Raw genomic sequence first — 14,021 nt, 5'->3', positions numbered from 1 at the left:
TAACTTCTAACTTATTATGATGGGTCAACTAAAAATAATGGTTGGTCAAATTCAACTGGAGAAGAATCGTCAACTAAAACTTTTACAATTTTACCTGAAATTTCAGATTCAATTTCGTTGAATAATTTCATAGCTTCTACTACACAAACTACATCACCTTTGTTGATTGTTGTTCCTACTTCTACAAACATTGGTTTGTCTGGAGATGGTTTTCTGTATAAAGTACCAATCATTGGTGACTTAATAGTGATATATTTAGAGTTGTCTTCTGCTGTTGTGTCTGCAGGTGTTGCAGCAACTGGCGCAGCAGCAACTGGTGCAACTGGTGCAGCTTGCTGAATAGCTTGTTGCATTGGAGCTTGTTGAACGTAAGTGATATCAGGAGAATTACCTTCTAAAGTAGTTCTAATTGTAATTTTTACATCACCAGTTTCTAATTTTACTTCTGCTACTCCAGAATTAGATACAAATTTGATTAGGTTTTGAATTTCTTTTAAATCCATAATTAAGTTGTTTTAGTTATAGTTTGTTATTATTAATATGCCCATTTTAAATAGATAGATCCCCATGTGAATCCACCACCAAATGCAGCAAAAATTAAATTATCTCCTTTTTTAAATTTATCTTCGAAATCTGCTAAAAGTAACGGTAAAGTTGCTGAAGTTGTGTTTCCGTATCTGTGAATATTTACTAATACTTTAGATTCGTCCAAATTCATTCTGTTTGCAGTTGCGTCAATAATTCTTTTGTTTGCTTGATGAGCGATTAACCAATTTACATCGTCATGAGACAAGTTATTGCGTTCCATAATTTTTTCGCTCACATCGGCCATTCCAGATACGGCATGTTTGAAAACCGTTTTTCCATCTTGGAATACAAAATGTTGTTTGTTTTTAACTGTTTCTTCAGATGGAGGTAAAATAGAACCACCTGCGTCAATTTTTAAAAACTCTCTACCAATTCCGTCAGATTTAAGAATTTCATCTTGTAATCCTAAGCCTTCGTAATTAGGTTCGAACAAAGCACAACCAGCACCATCTCCAAAGATAATACAAGTTGCTCTATCGGTATAATCAATAATTGAAGACATTTTATCCGCTCCAATTAATAAAACTTTTTTATATTTTCCAGACTGAATAAAAGCAGCAGCGGTTGACATTCCGAAAAGAAAACTGGAACAAGCAGCTTGCAAGTCGTATGCAAAAGCATTCGTTGCGCCAATTTGTGTAGCTACATATACACCAGTTGCTGCCACAGGCATATCTGGAGTAGTAGTCGCCATGATTACCAAGTCTATTTCTTTCGGGTCTAGTTTTGCTTTTTCTAAGAGATTTTGAGCAGCTTTTATGGCTAGGAAAGATGTTCCTTCGCCTTCTTCTTCTTTTAAAAGCCTTCTCTCTTTTATTCCGGTTCTAGATGTTATCCATTCGTCATTAGTATCAACTAAAGTTTCTAAAACTTGATTTGATAATACGTATTCTGGTACATACGAGCCAATTGCAGTAATTGCGGCAGTAATTTTATTCATATGTTTTAATGTTATTTTTTTTGGTAACATATGTATCGCATTTTGATTTGAATTTTCTTTCGAAAAACAGTGTCTGTTGCGATTTCATAAATAAATAATTTTCTTTGCAAATTTATGTGCGTAAAGAGGCGAAAATTACGAATTATTTCGGAATTTTCTTAAAATAGTATTATATAATTTTCATTAAAATAAAAAAACTCTCACGTGAGTGAGAGTTTCTCATTTATTTTAATGTAATTATATCATTGCTTCAGTCTTGTCGATAACAACTTGACCTCTATAATACATTTTACCTTCATGCCAGTAAGCTCTGTGGTATAAGTGAGCTTCACCAGTTACTACGCAAGTTGCAATTTGTTGTGCAGATGCTTTGTAGTGTGTTCTTCTTTTGTCTCTTCTAGTCGATGACTGTCTACGTTTAGGATGTGCCATTTTACTCTATTTTTTATCCGTTAATAGTTTCTTTAAACCGTCCCATCTTGGGTCTATTTCTTTAATCTCTTTTGTTTTGGTTTCAGTAGGAGAAAATTTTTCCAAATTTTGTAATGCTTCTGTTTGTAATGTTCCGTCTTTTATGCCGGTATGAATTCTTTTTGTTGGAACAGACAACACAATCATTTCATAAATATACTGGGCAACATTTACTTGAAATTCATCATGAGGTAAGATGATAAATTCATCATTCTCATCATTAAACTCTTCTCCAAATCTAACTATCAGCTTCATTTTCCCTTTTATAGGTAAATCAAAATCTTCATTGGTTAAATCACATGGTACATTTACTGTTCCATTATGCGAAAAATTCAACTCAAGCATATTGCTTTTTTTCTCTAATATAACTTTCATTTTGATGTCAGAACTGTTAAATTCATCATATCCAAAATGAGTAAAGAACGTATTGTTTACTTGAAACTCAAACTGGTGTTTACCCAGTTTTAATCCTGAAAATGGGATTAAAAATTCTTTTAATTTTTCCATACTATCAGTTTTCCCCTTTTTATAAGGGTGTGCAAAGATACAAAAATATTGGAATTACAATAATTTTCTTTGCTTTTTTTTAAATTAAACTTTTCCAGATGCTTTTTTCAATGGATTGTTGGTTAGCTCATTATATTCGATTCTGTTTTTATAGATATCAATCGCACTATAAACAGCTTCTCTGAACGAACCTTCATTCGCTATGTTTTTTCCAGCAATATCAAAACCAGTTCCATGATCTGGTGATGTTCTTACCTTATTTAATCCTGCTGTAAAATTCACTCCTTCACCAAATGAAAGGGTTTTAAAAGGAATCAATCCTTGATCGTGATACATCGCGACAACCGCATCGTAATTTTTATATTGGTTCGAACCAAAAAAACTATCTGCCGAAAACGGACCAAAAACTTGAATACCACTTTTGAAAATTTTCTCTAAACTTGGTTTTACAATTTCATCATCTTCTTTTCCAATGACACCATTATCACCACTATGAGGATTCAATCCTAAAACAGCAATTTTTGGTTTATTAATTTTGAAATCAGCAACTAAACTACGATTTATTGTTGTGATTTTTTTCTCAATTAATTTCGAATTGATATGCTTTGATAATTCTGCAATTGGCACATGATCAGTGATTAAACCCACTTTAATGTCTTCGTGAATCATAAACATCAAAGCATCACCTTCTAATTGTTCATTTAAATAATCGGTATGACCAGCAAATTTATAATCTTCTGCTTGAATGTTATATTTGTTGATTGGCGCTGTTACTAAAACATCAATTTGATTGTTTTTCAAAGCAGTTGTTGCTGCTTGAAAAGATTTTATAGCGTATTTTCCAATTTCTTCATCCAATTTCCCGTTTTCTAAATTAACGCCTTCACGCCATACATTTAGTACGTTTATTTTTCCTAATACGATTTGGTCTAATTTGTCAATTCCTTGAATGAATGCGTTTAAATTGTACGATTTTTTTAAAAACGAAACAATTTTAGCATTGGCAAAAATAACAGGCGTACATATTTCTAACATTCGAGTATCTTCAAACGTTTTTAATATTACTTCTGGTCCAATGCCGTTCATGTCTCCAATAGAAACACCAACAATTATATTTTCGGAATGTTTTACCATTTTTATTTCTTAATTTTGATGCAAATTTATAAAAATAAACCGTCATATGTTTACAGGTATCGTAGAAACTCTTGGAATAATTTCAGATATTAAAAAAGATCAGGAAAATATACACTTAACAATTCAAACAAATATCACAAATGAATTGAAAATTGACCAAAGTGTGGCACATAATGGTGTGTGTTTGACAGTTGTGAATTTATTTGACGATAAACACGTTGTAACTGCTATAAAAGAAACTATCGATAAAACTACTTTAGGAGCATGGAGAATTGGTGATAAAGTCAATATCGAAAGGGCCATGAAATTAGGCGACAGATTGGACGGACATATTGTACAAGGTCATGTGGATCAGACGGCAATTTGTACTAATATTGAAGATAAAGAAGGGAGTTGGGAATTTACTTTTGAATACGATACCGCTTTAAATAACATTACGATTGAAAAAGGTTCAATTACTATAAACGGAACAAGTTTAACAGTTGTAAATTCTAAAAAAGACAGTTTTAGCGTAGCGATTATTCCTTATACTTACGAAAATACGATTTTTCATACTTTTGAAATTGGCACAAAAGTTAATTTAGAATTTGATGTAGTGGGTAAGTATATTGCTAGAATGTACGAACTTCAGAAATAAAATTTGAAACTATAAATTTTCTCCAATTTTTTAATTTTATGCCGTTTAGTATGTAAATAGTACAATTTTTATTGGACTATATTGATTACATAATATGTATAATTATTTTTTTATAATTTTTGAAGATTGTCTTCCTGTATTGTTGTGAAAATCAATAAAATAAGTTCCTGATGGATAAGGGAAATCAAAAGTATATTTTTTTATTCCAGCAGAATTAATATCGTCTTTTATAAGGTTTTTTACTATTTTCCCATTGTTGTCGTACAAGTCAATTAATATGTGATCTTCTGCTAAGAAATCTATTTCGATATTCAATTTGTCACTTACAGGATTTGGTGAAACTTTAACGTTTAAATTAATTCTATTGTGTTCCACAAAATCAGAATTTGATAAAATACTGCTCATTTTGTATATGGTTGTGCCACTAGCGTAAGCTGTGTTTCCAACAAAAAATATCCTATTTAAATTACTTCCAACGCCAGTATTTGTCCAAGTAACACCACCATTTAAAGTTTCGTAGAATCCGGTGTTATGGCCACCCATCCATCCATGATTTTCATCTAAAAAACCAACGGCTTGTACTTCGGTTTCTGGAGCATTTGTAAGCGTCCAGGTTAAACCCCCATCAATGCTTTTTGCTAATCTTCCAGGGTTTGGAGATGCTGCTTCTATTGAGCCAAAAAGAATATTATTATTAGAATTTAAGAATTGTAATTTCCAAACGTAATCGCCATTTGTACCTGTATTTAGTAATTGTGTCCAAGTAATTCCACCATCAGTGGTTTTTAAAATAATACCACCAGTTGCATTATTTCCAGATGCAAAACCAATATTTTCATCTATAAAATTAATTTCTACTAAGGTATTTGCGTAGGCAGACATATTAATGTATTGCCAAGTGTTTCCGCTATCTGTTGATTTAATGATATATGCAGGAGAAAAATAAGCGCCACATCCATAAATTGTTGAAGTTCCAACACAGTCTAAACCACAAATAGCTAGGGGATTCGGTGTAATGTTTGTAATTAGTGTCCAAGTTGTGCCACCATCAGTAGTTTTGTAAACTTTCTGATTTATGGTGCCTAAAAAACCAATATTTTCATCTAAAAATTCTATATTTCTAAAATAGTGTGAACTTCCCAGCATAGCTCCGGTAGTTTGTAGAGTCCAGTTTACGCCTCCGTCAATAGTTTTATAAACTGCGGAATAATAACCATTAGCCGCCCAACCTAAATTTTCATTTAAGAAAAAAACATCATCAAAACGTTGACCACTTGCAGAAGAATTACTTGGTATAGAAGTTATCGGTTGCCAAGTTTGTGATGATATTGAATTTGAAATTAATAGAAATAGTAAAGCCAGTTTTTTCATAATAATTTGTGTTTCAAGCAAAAAAAACTCCTAATTAGGAGTTTTCTTATTGTATATTTTTTGTGTAATAAAGTATCCTGTTATTAGCGCAATAAAAAACAGCACCACAACTCCACTATCGATTGGAAAACCAGGCGGTGGTGGTAATGTTGGCGGCGGAGGCGGTTCATTAGCAGAGAAAACTTGCACAGAACTTAAAGCCGAAACTATAAGAAAAAAGATTTGGGCAAAATTATTTTTCATATCATTTTTTGTTTTTTTTAACATTTGATTTTACGAAAATATAAAATAAAATGTTAAATGCAATTATTTTTTACTTTTTTTTAAAAAAAAGTGGTCCCACCTGGGCTCGAACCAGGGACCACCTGATTATGAGTCAGGTGCTCTAACCAACTGAGCTATAGGACCAGTTTTGAGAGTGCAATATTAGGGCTTATTTATATTAGGTGCAAATTTATTTTAAAACTATTTCAAAAGTTAACGTTAATTTGTTATAAACATGTGTTTTCTTGACATAATTCTATTAAAACACCGTTCGTGCTTTTAGGATGTAAAAAGGCAACTAATTTGTTGTCGGCTCCCTTTTTTGGGATTTCATTTAAAACTGTAAACCCTTCATTTTTAAGGCGTTCTATTTCAGTATAGATATTTTCAACATCAAAAGCTATATGGTGAATGCCTTCCCCTTTTTTCTCTAAAAATTTAGCGATTGGACTATTTTCATTCGTAGCTTCTAGTAATTCAATTTTATTTGGGCCACACATAAAAAAAGATGTTTTTACACCTTCGCTTTCCACTTCTTCTGTTTTATAAGCAGGTTGACCAAAAAGTTTTGAAAATAATTCGTTAGAATTTTCTAAATCATGAACTGCAATACCAATATGTTCTATTTTTCTCATTTGTTTATGTATTAATATGCAAAAATAATCATTCAAAAACGTATTTCTGCTTATTTTGTTTGTAAAAATTGTATTTTTGCAGCATGGAAACAAATAGACAAAAAAAAATTGGCGCATTATTGCAAACAGACTTAGTTGATATTTTACAAGGTGAGATTAGAAAAAACTCTATTTCTAACCTAATTATATCCGTTTCAAAAGTGAATGTGACGTCAGATTTATCAATAGCGAAGGTTTATTTAAGTGTTTTTCCTTCAGAAAAAGGACCAGAATTATTGGCAGCTATTAAAAGTAATGCACCTTTAATTAAGCACGATTTATCGCAACGTGTTAAATTGCAATTAAGAAGAGTACCAAATTTAATTTTCTTCATTGATGATAGTTTGGATTATATTGAAAAAATTGACAATGCACTTTCAGGAAAAGAAAATCCAATTGAAAACCCAGAATTATTAGAAAAAAGAAAAAGATCATAAATTGAATTTTCCGTTTTACATAGCCAAAAGATATGCTTTTAGTTTGTCTAAAACTACCGCTATAAACGTCATTACATTTATTGCTTCTTTTGGGATTATAGTCGGTGCTATGGCACTTTTTGTAGTGCTTTCTGTTTTTAGTGGGTTACGTGATTTCAGCTTAAGCTTTACAAATGAAACAGATCCCGATTTACGTATTGAAACCTTAATAGGAAAATCATTCTTCATTTCAGAAGCTCAAGAAAATCAGCTAAAATCAGCTAAAGAATTTACCAAGTATACTAAAATTGTGGAAGAACGTGCCTTGTTCTACTATAATAATAAAGAACATGTGGGCTATTTAAAAGGAGTTGATACTAATTTTAATTCAGTAAACGGATTAGATAAATTTTTATACGCTGGAGATTGGTTAGAACCCAATACCAATCAGGTAGTTGTAGGTTCTGGTGTTTCAAGAAAATTAGCTTTAGGACTTTTCGATTTTAATAATGTATTAGAAGTGTATGTGCCAAAACCAGGCTCGGGATTAATAGAAAATCCTGACGACGCATTTAATAAATCACCATTACTGACTTCCGGAATTTTTCAGGTTAGCGAAGAGATTGATCAAAAATATATTTTTTCTTCTATTCCATTAGCACAAGGTTTATTAAATTATAAACCTAATCAGTTAACCTATATCGATTTTAAAATGGCGCCTAATACATCAGAATCGGATGCTGTTGATACGCTAAATAAAATATTTCCAAATCAGGTTAAAGTGAAAAATAGAGCGCAATTAAATGACGCTTTGTATAAAATGCTAAATACCGAAAATATTGTAGTTTATCTTATTTTTACTTTAGTAATCATAATTGCGCTGTTCAATTTAATTGGAGCAATCATTATGATGATTATTGAGAAAAAAAACAATTTGAAAACGTTATATAATTTAGGGACTGAAATTAAATACTTAAAAAACATTTTCTTATTTCAAGGAAATATCATTTCCATATTTGGTGGTATATTTGGTTTGATTTTAGGTATCATTGTTGTTTTAGTTCAGCAACAATTTGAATTAGTAATGATAACACCTTCATTAGCTTATCCAGTTGTTTTCGATATAAAGAATATTTTAATAGTACTGCTCACCATCGTAATTTTAGGTTTTATAGCTTCTAAAATTGCAAGTAGCACCGTATCTAAAAAATTATTAGAATGAGAAAAATTGTAATTGTAGTAATTGGATTGGTTTTATTCGGATGTAAATCTTCACAACCAACTTATAGATTGAATCAAGAAATGGAACTTAATTTAATTTTAAACGATTGGCATAAAGCGGCAGCTGAAGCAAATTTCGAGGCTTATTTTGGTGCGATGTCAGAAGATGCCATTTACATCGGAACAGACCCAACAGAAAACTGGAACAAACAAGAATTTATAAAATTTGCCAAACCTTATTTTGATAGAGGTAGAGCATGGAATTTCACCGCTTTAGAAAGAAATATTTATTTCACTTCAGATTTAAAAATGGCTTGGTTTGATGAATTACTAAACACACAAATGAAAATTTGTCGCGGAAGCGGTGTTTTGGTTGCAGATGAAAAGGGAAATTGGAAAATAAAACATTATGTGTTATCAATGACTATTCCAAATGATAATACGGATGAAGTCGTGAAAATAAAATCTTTGATTGAAGATAAGGAAATTGAAAAACTAAAAAAAGGCGAATAAATTTTTACATCATAAATAAAAAAAGCAACTTCTAAAAAGTTGCTTTTTTTTGTTCTATTTATAAATCGTTTCTTTTAAATTCTTAAACATGTCAACGGTCATGTTATCCATATCGAAATCGTTTTTCCAACCCCAATCTGCTCTTGCAGCACTATCATCAATACTAGCTGGCCAACTGTCGGCAATTTTCTGACGGAAATCTGGTTCGTAATTTATCGAGAAATTTGGATAATGCTTCGTAATTTCTTCAGCCAATTGTTTCGGAGTAAAACTCATTCCAGATAAATTGTACGAAGAACGAATTTTGATGTCATCAGCATCCGCTTGCATGATACTAATCGTAGCTTTTATAGCATCGTCCATATACATCATCGGTAAAGCAGAATTTTCAGATAAAAAACTTGTAAATTTTCCATCAGTAATTGCTTTGTGATAAATATCAACGGCGTAATCTGTAGTTCCACCACCAGCTTCTGTACTCCAACTAATTAAACCTGGATATCTGATACTTCTAATGTCTACACCATATTGTTTGTTGTAATATTCTGCCCATCTTTCACCAGTTTGTTTTGAAATTCCGTACACAGTACTTGGTTCCATTACGGTATATTGCGGAGTGTTTTCTCTTGGAGTTGTTGGTCCAAAAACCGCAATACTTGAAGGCCAAAATATTTTTTTAATTTTTCCTGCTTTGGCTAAATTTAATACATGAAATAAAGAATTCATGTTCAAATCCCAAGCAAATGCTGGATTTTTTTCGGCAGTTGCAGATAATAAAGCGGCCATTAAATACACATCTGTAATGTGATATTTTTCAATTAATTGCTCAATCTGATTGTAATCTAAAGCGTTTACGACTTCGAAAATCCCATTATTTACAACGTCATTTTCTAATTTTCTAATATCAGAAGCGACTACGTTTTCAACGCCATAGGTTTCACGTAATTTTGCGGTAAGCTCGGTGCCAATTTGTCCACAAGCGCCAATGATTAATATTTTGGTTTGCATAGTTAGTAGTTTTGTTGCACAAATATAAAATATTGACCTTAATATTAACTTATTTATTTGTCTGTTTTTTCCGAATTGTGATATAACAAACATTTAACGCAATTTTCTAAATAATACTATAAACATTTGTAAATTTGCAATTCATAATTCCAAAACGAATGAATTTTTTTAAAATACTTATACTTTCTGTTTTTAGCAGTCTTTTGTTTTTTTCTTGTAAAGATGAAGATAAACAAGCTTTACTAATTGTAAAAATGGAGAAAAAAAACAGAGAATCTTTTGAGCAAATTAACAAAGCTTGGTTGTTAAACATTCCAAATGCGAGTCCTGAAGTGAGTTCGGTTTTAAACCAATGGAAAGAATTTCAAAGTTTTGAACAAGAAATCAAACAAAAACCAAAATCGTCTATTAGCGCTTTCAAACAGAAGGTTCTAAATTTGGTTTCCAAATCGGATAGTTTACATTTAAGTGTGCCAGCAAGATTTAATCAGCCTCAAGTACGAAGCAGAATTGTAGCGTTACAAACCAAAATTTTAGCGTTAGACACCTATTTTTCTTTAGATGTTGTACCTCATGAAAAAGTGGAAGATTTGATTAAAGCTATCAATAAAGAAATGATTGCTTTTTATATGCAATGTGAAGAAATTATTGTAAAAAGTAGAATACCAACTGAAATTGGCGAGCCAAGAATTATCAGTGTAAGCGATACTACTCGAAATGCGAAAGCGATAAATTTCGACGATTTAGAGCAACAAGAAATATTAGATAAAAATAAGAAACCCGATTTAAAAAAGTCTTATAATTAATTTTTTAATTCCGGTTTACAAAATAAAACACTTTGAGTAAATCAGAAATCATTCAAAAATATCAGCAAAATCCAAAAATTGGACAAATTGCTGAATTTTTTGCGTCACGTAAAAAAATAAATGCCACTGGATTGGTGGGTTCTTCGCTATCATTTGTTGTTGATGCCTTATTTAAAAAATCGGATTTACCTTTTTTATTATTGTTCAATGATAAGGAAGAAGCGGCCTATTATTTAAACGATTTAGAAGCACTGATAAACGACCAAGATGTGTTGTTTTATCCAGGTTCTTTCCGTCGACCGTATCAAATTGAAGAAACTGATAACGCAAATGTTTTATTGCGTGCCGAAGTTTTAAATCGAATCAATTCTCGAAAAAAACCAGCCATAATTGTTTCTTATACGGATGCGATTTTCGAAAAAGTAGTGACTCGTAAAGAATTAGATAAAAATACTTTAAAAGTTAGTGTAAACGATAAATTATCTATCGATTTCATTAATGAAACGTTGTTCGAATACAATTTTAAACGTGTCGATTTCGTATCAGAACCGGGAGAGTTTTCGGTTCGAGGTGGAATTATTGATGTGTTCTCTTTTTCAAATGATATTCCGTACAGAATTGAGTTTTTTGGTGATGAAGTCGACAGTATTAGAACCTTCGATATTGAAACACAATTGTCGAAAGAAAAAGTGTCTAAAATCGCCATTATTCCCAACGTTGAAAATAAAGTTTTACAAGAAAAACGTGAAAATTTCTTAGATTATATTTCAGAAAAAACAGTCATTGTTCTTCAAAACACAGATTCTTTAGGGAGTAAATTAGATCGATTATACGAAAAAGCAAAAGAAGCGTATTCGAAATTAACGCTAACGATTAATCATTCAAAACCAGAAGAATTATTCGTCAATCAAGAAACGTTTTTAAAAAGAGCCTTAGATTTTTCGGTTATCGAATTAGATAAAAGTCCGGTTTTTAAATCGGAAAAAGTGGTTCAATTTCATACACAACCGCAACCTTCATTCAACAAACAATTCGATTTGTTGATGAATAATTTGAACGATAATTACCATAACGGAATTAAGAATTTCCTGTTTTCTTCGAACGAAAGTCAAGCCAAAAGATTCAAAGAAATTTTTAAAGATATCGATGAAGACGCCGCTAAAAATGTAAAAGACAAATACGATACAATTGTTTTTCCATTATTTTCTGGTTTCATTGACGAAGAATTGCAAATCGCCTGTTATACCGATCATCAAATTTTTGAACGTTACCATAAATTTTCTATCAAAAATAATGCTTCCAAAAAGCAAACGGTGACTCTAAAAGAATTAACAGCGTTGTCAATTGGCGATTATGTCACACACATCGATCACGGGATTGGGAAATTCGGAGGTTTGCAAAAAATTCAAGTCGAAGGCAAAACACAAGAAGCCATTAAGTTGGTGTATGCTGATAATGATATTGTTTATGTAAGCATTCATTCGCTTCATAAAATTTCAAAATACACCGGTAAAGATGGCGCACCACCAAAAATTTACAAATTAGGAAGCGGCGTTTGGAAAGCCTTAAAGCAAAAAACAAAAGCTCGCGTTAAACATATAGCGTTCAATTTAATTCAATTGTATGCGAAACGTCGATTAGACAAAGGTTATGCTTTCGGACCAGATTCGTACATGCAAAAAGAATTGGAAAGTTCTTTTATTTATGAAGATACACCAGATCAAATTACCGCTACACATGATGTGAAAATGGACATGGAAAACGACCGCCCAATGGATCGTTTGGTTTGTGGTGATGTAGGTTTTGGAAAAACGGAAGTCGCGATTCGTGCGGCTTTTAAAGCTGTTGATAACGGTAAACAAGTTGCGATTTTAGTGCCAACAACCATCTTAGCCTATCAACATTATAGAACATTTACCGAAAGGTTAAAAGACATGCCAGTTACGGTAAGTTATTTGAACCGTTTCCGATCAGCAAAACAAAAAGCAGATACGTTAAAAGGTTTAGAAGAAGGGAAAGTCGACATAGTAATTGGAACGCATCAATTGGTAAACAAAAACGTAAAATTCCGCGATTTAGGTTTGCTAATTGTAGATGAAGAACAAAAATTTGGTGTCAACGTAAAAGACAAATTAAAAACGATTGCCGCAAATATTGATACACTTACTTTAACTGCAACACCTATTCCAAGAACGTTACAGTTTTCATTAATGGCAGCGAGAGATTTATCAGTAATTACAACTCCACCACCAAACAGATATCCAATTGAAACCAACGTAATTCGCTTTAGCGAAGAAGTTATTCGTGATGCGATTTCGTATGAAATTGAGCGTGGCGGACAAGTATTTTTCATCAATAATCGTATCGAAAATATTAAAGAAGTTGCCGGAATGATTCAGCGATTGGTGCCGAATGCGAAAGTCGGTATTGGTCACGGACAAATGGATGGAAAAAAACTGGAAGAATTAATGTTAACTTTCATTGAAGGCGATTTTGATGTTTTGGTGGCTACAACCATCATCGAAAGTGGTTTAGATGTGCCTAATGCCAATACGATTTTTATCAATAATGCGAATAATTTCGGACTTTCAGATTTACATCAAATGCGTGGAAGAGTAGGTCGAAGCAATAAAAAAGCTTTTTGTTATTACATCACGCCGCCAGATTCTGTAATGACAGATGATGCGAGAAAACGAATCAATGCTTTAGTGCAATTTTCAGATTTGGGAAGTGGTTTTAACATTGCGATGAAAGATTTAGAAATTCGTGGTGCTGGAGATTTATTAGGTGGGGAACAAAGTGGTTTTATCAACGAAATTGGTTTCGATACGTATCAGAAAATCATGAATGAAGCTATTGACGAATTAAAAGAAAATGAGTTCGCCGATTTATATAAAGAAGAAAACGATATCGAAACCAAAGAATTTGTAAAAGAGTTTCAAATTGACACCGATTTCGAATTGTTGTTTCCAGATGAATATATCAATAATATTTCGGAACGATTGAGTTTGTATAGCGAATTAGGTGCTGTAAAAAATATTCTAGAATTAGAAGCGTACGAAAAACGATTAATTGACCGATTTGGACCTTTGCCAAAAGAAGCAGTTTCTCTATTAAATAGCGTTCGAATCAAATGGAAAGCGAAACAAATTGGTTTAGAAAGATTGATTCTGAAACAAAACAAAATGGTAGGATATTTTATTGGCGATCAGCAATCTAATTTTTACCAAAGTAACCGATTTATGCATGTGATGAAATTCGCACAACAAAACGGAAATTTATGTAAAGTGAAAGAAAAAGAAACTAAAAATGGATTACGACTTTTAATTACTTTCGAAAACGTAAAAAGCATCAACAAAGCTTTGGAATTAATTGAAATGATATAATCTTAAAAAAGTTGTGGCCATCTTTCAAAAAAAAAACTTATTTTTACACGTTAGCATACTAAATAACCAAATTTATAGTTATTTA

General features: G+C 31.8%; 15 protein-coding genes and 1 tRNA gene. 6 read left to right on the top strand and 10 right to left on the bottom strand.

Annotated features, from left to right (window positions below):
• Window positions 1–14: 14 nt before the first annotated feature.
• The 5 genes from accB to pdxA all read right to left on the bottom strand — a co-directional run bounded on the left by accB (window position 15) and on the right by pdxA (window position 3,640).
• Window positions 15–503, bottom strand: a complete 489-nt coding sequence (gene accB / locus G6N05_RS12980; protein WP_166130215.1) for an acetyl-CoA carboxylase biotin carboxyl carrier protein — start codon at window positions 501–503, stop codon at window positions 15–17.
• 32 nt (window positions 504–535) lie between these two features.
• The gene (locus G6N05_RS12975) at window positions 536–1,528 is read right to left on the bottom strand and encodes a beta-ketoacyl-ACP synthase III (protein WP_166130212.1); all 993 of its coding nucleotides are present in this window, start codon (window positions 1,526–1,528) and stop codon (window positions 536–538) included.
• Window positions 1,529–1,765: 237 nt separating this feature from the next.
• Window positions 1,766–1,960 (bottom strand): 50S ribosomal protein L32, encoded by a 195-nt coding sequence (rpmF, locus tag G6N05_RS12970; RefSeq protein WP_166130208.1) that lies wholly within the window; start codon window positions 1,958–1,960, stop codon window positions 1,766–1,768.
• Window positions 1,961–1,966: 6 nt separating this feature from the next.
• Window positions 1,967–2,506, bottom strand: a complete 540-nt coding sequence (locus G6N05_RS12965; protein WP_166130205.1) for a YceD family protein — start codon at window positions 2,504–2,506, stop codon at window positions 1,967–1,969.
• An 84-nt stretch (window positions 2,507–2,590) separates the two neighbouring features.
• Window positions 2,591–3,640: a 4-hydroxythreonine-4-phosphate dehydrogenase PdxA gene (gene pdxA, locus G6N05_RS12960; protein WP_166130200.1), complete on the bottom strand. Its 1,050-nt coding sequence runs from the start codon at window positions 3,638–3,640 to the stop codon at window positions 2,591–2,593.
• A 46-nt stretch (window positions 3,641–3,686) separates the two neighbouring features.
• Between pdxA and G6N05_RS12955 the strand changes: the two genes are divergently transcribed.
• Window positions 3,687–4,277 carry a riboflavin synthase gene (locus G6N05_RS12955; RefSeq protein WP_166130197.1) on the top strand — a complete coding sequence of 197 codons (591 nt, stop codon included), beginning with the start codon at window positions 3,687–3,689 and terminating at the stop codon, window positions 4,275–4,277.
• Window positions 4,278–4,379: 102 nt separating this feature from the next.
• Here the strand turns inward: G6N05_RS12955 and G6N05_RS12950 are convergent, their stop codons facing one another.
• The 4 genes from G6N05_RS12950 to mce form a co-directional block, all read right to left on the bottom strand.
• Window positions 4,380–5,648, bottom strand: coding sequence for a T9SS type A sorting domain-containing protein (locus G6N05_RS12950; protein WP_166130193.1), 1,269 nt, complete (start codon window positions 5,646–5,648; stop codon window positions 4,380–4,382).
• A 30-nt stretch (window positions 5,649–5,678) separates the two neighbouring features.
• Complete coding sequence (locus G6N05_RS12945; protein ID WP_166130189.1) at window positions 5,679–5,891, bottom strand: hypothetical protein; 213 nt, start codon at window positions 5,889–5,891, stop codon at window positions 5,679–5,681.
• A gap of 91 nt (window positions 5,892–5,982) precedes the next feature.
• Window positions 5,983–6,056: transfer RNA gene (locus tag G6N05_RS12940), tRNA-Ile, on the bottom strand.
• Between the two features lie 83 nt (window positions 6,057–6,139).
• A complete protein-coding gene (mce, locus tag G6N05_RS12935) occupies window positions 6,140–6,547 on the bottom strand; it encodes a methylmalonyl-CoA epimerase (RefSeq protein ID WP_166130185.1) in 408 nt (135 codons plus the stop codon).
• An 83-nt stretch (window positions 6,548–6,630) separates the two neighbouring features.
• Between mce and rbfA the strand changes: the two genes are divergently transcribed.
• The 3 genes from rbfA to G6N05_RS12920 are packed head-to-tail and all read left to right on the top strand — an operon-like array spanning window position 6,631 to window position 8,736.
• A complete protein-coding gene (rbfA, locus tag G6N05_RS12930; RefSeq protein WP_166130182.1) occupies window positions 6,631–7,023 on the top strand; it encodes a 30S ribosome-binding factor RbfA in 393 nt (130 codons plus the stop codon).
• Between the two features lies 1 nt (window position 7,024).
• The gene (locus G6N05_RS12925; protein WP_166130179.1) at window positions 7,025–8,224 is read left to right on the top strand and encodes an ABC transporter permease; all 1,200 of its coding nucleotides are present in this window, start codon (window positions 7,025–7,027) and stop codon (window positions 8,222–8,224) included.
• Window positions 8,221–8,736: a nuclear transport factor 2 family protein gene (locus G6N05_RS12920; protein WP_166130176.1), complete on the top strand. Its 516-nt coding sequence runs from the start codon at window positions 8,221–8,223 to the stop codon at window positions 8,734–8,736. The genes G6N05_RS12925 and G6N05_RS12920 overlap by 4 nt, the downstream gene beginning before the upstream one ends.
• Before the next feature lie 54 nt (window positions 8,737–8,790).
• Here G6N05_RS12920 and G6N05_RS12915 read toward each other — a convergent pair whose 3' ends face one another.
• Window positions 8,791–9,744 (bottom strand): NAD-dependent epimerase/dehydratase family protein, encoded by a 954-nt coding sequence (locus G6N05_RS12915; RefSeq protein ID WP_166130173.1) that lies wholly within the window; start codon window positions 9,742–9,744, stop codon window positions 8,791–8,793.
• 158 nt (window positions 9,745–9,902) lie between these two features.
• Here G6N05_RS12915 and G6N05_RS12910 point away from each other — a divergent pair, with 158 nt between their 5' ends.
• On the top strand, window positions 9,903–10,550 hold the full coding sequence (locus tag G6N05_RS12910) for a hypothetical protein (RefSeq protein WP_166130169.1): 648 nt from the start codon (window positions 9,903–9,905) through the stop codon (window positions 10,548–10,550).
• A 32-nt stretch (window positions 10,551–10,582) separates the two neighbouring features.
• The gene (gene mfd / locus G6N05_RS12905; protein ID WP_166130166.1) at window positions 10,583–13,936 is read left to right on the top strand and encodes a transcription-repair coupling factor; all 3,354 of its coding nucleotides are present in this window, start codon (window positions 10,583–10,585) and stop codon (window positions 13,934–13,936) included.
• The last annotated feature ends 85 nt before the right edge of the window (window positions 13,937–14,021 follow it).

The organism is Flavobacterium bernardetii, assembly GCF_011305415.1.
GTDB classification, from domain to species: Bacteria; Bacteroidota; Bacteroidia; order Flavobacteriales; family Flavobacteriaceae; genus Flavobacterium; species Flavobacterium bernardetii.
The sequence above is the reverse complement of the archived record's forward strand: the minus strand, read 5'-3'. Positions and strand labels throughout refer to the sequence as shown.

Bases quoted from the DNA above. Each gene is read 5' to 3' on its own strand.
- G6N05_RS12915 (WP_166130173.1), bottom strand. From the start codon at position 9,744: ATGCAAACCAAAATATTAATCATTGGCGCTTGTGGACAAATTGGCACC.
- mce (WP_166130185.1), bottom strand. From the start codon at position 6,547: ATGAGAAAAATAGAACATATTGGTATTGCAGTTCATGATTTAGAAAAT.
- rbfA (WP_166130182.1), top strand. From the start codon at position 6,631: ATGGAAACAAATAGACAAAAAAAAATTGGCGCATTATTGCAAACAGAC.
- G6N05_RS12955 (WP_166130197.1), top strand. From the start codon at position 3,687: ATGTTTACAGGTATCGTAGAAACTCTTGGAATAATTTCAGATATTAAA.
- G6N05_RS12965 (WP_166130205.1), bottom strand. From the start codon at position 2,506: ATGGAAAAATTAAAAGAATTTTTAATCCCATTTTCAGGATTAAAACTG.
- accB (WP_166130215.1), bottom strand. From the start codon at position 503: ATGGATTTAAAAGAAATTCAAAACCTAATCAAATTTGTATCTAATTCT.
- rpmF (WP_166130208.1), bottom strand. From the start codon at position 1,960: ATGGCACATCCTAAACGTAGACAGTCATCGACTAGAAGAGACAAAAGA.
- G6N05_RS12975 (WP_166130212.1), bottom strand. From the start codon at position 1,528: ATGAATAAAATTACTGCCGCAATTACTGCAATTGGCTCGTATGTACCA.
- pdxA (WP_166130200.1), bottom strand. From the start codon at position 3,640: ATGGTAAAACATTCCGAAAATATAATTGTTGGTGTTTCTATTGGAGAC.
- G6N05_RS12945 (WP_166130189.1), bottom strand. From the start codon at position 5,891: ATGAAAAATAATTTTGCCCAAATCTTTTTTCTTATAGTTTCGGCTTTA.
- G6N05_RS12950 (WP_166130193.1), bottom strand. From the start codon at position 5,648: ATGAAAAAACTGGCTTTACTATTTCTATTAATTTCAAATTCAATATCA.
- G6N05_RS12920 (WP_166130176.1), top strand. From the start codon at position 8,221: ATGAGAAAAATTGTAATTGTAGTAATTGGATTGGTTTTATTCGGATGT.
- G6N05_RS12910 (WP_166130169.1), top strand. From the start codon at position 9,903: ATGAATTTTTTTAAAATACTTATACTTTCTGTTTTTAGCAGTCTTTTG.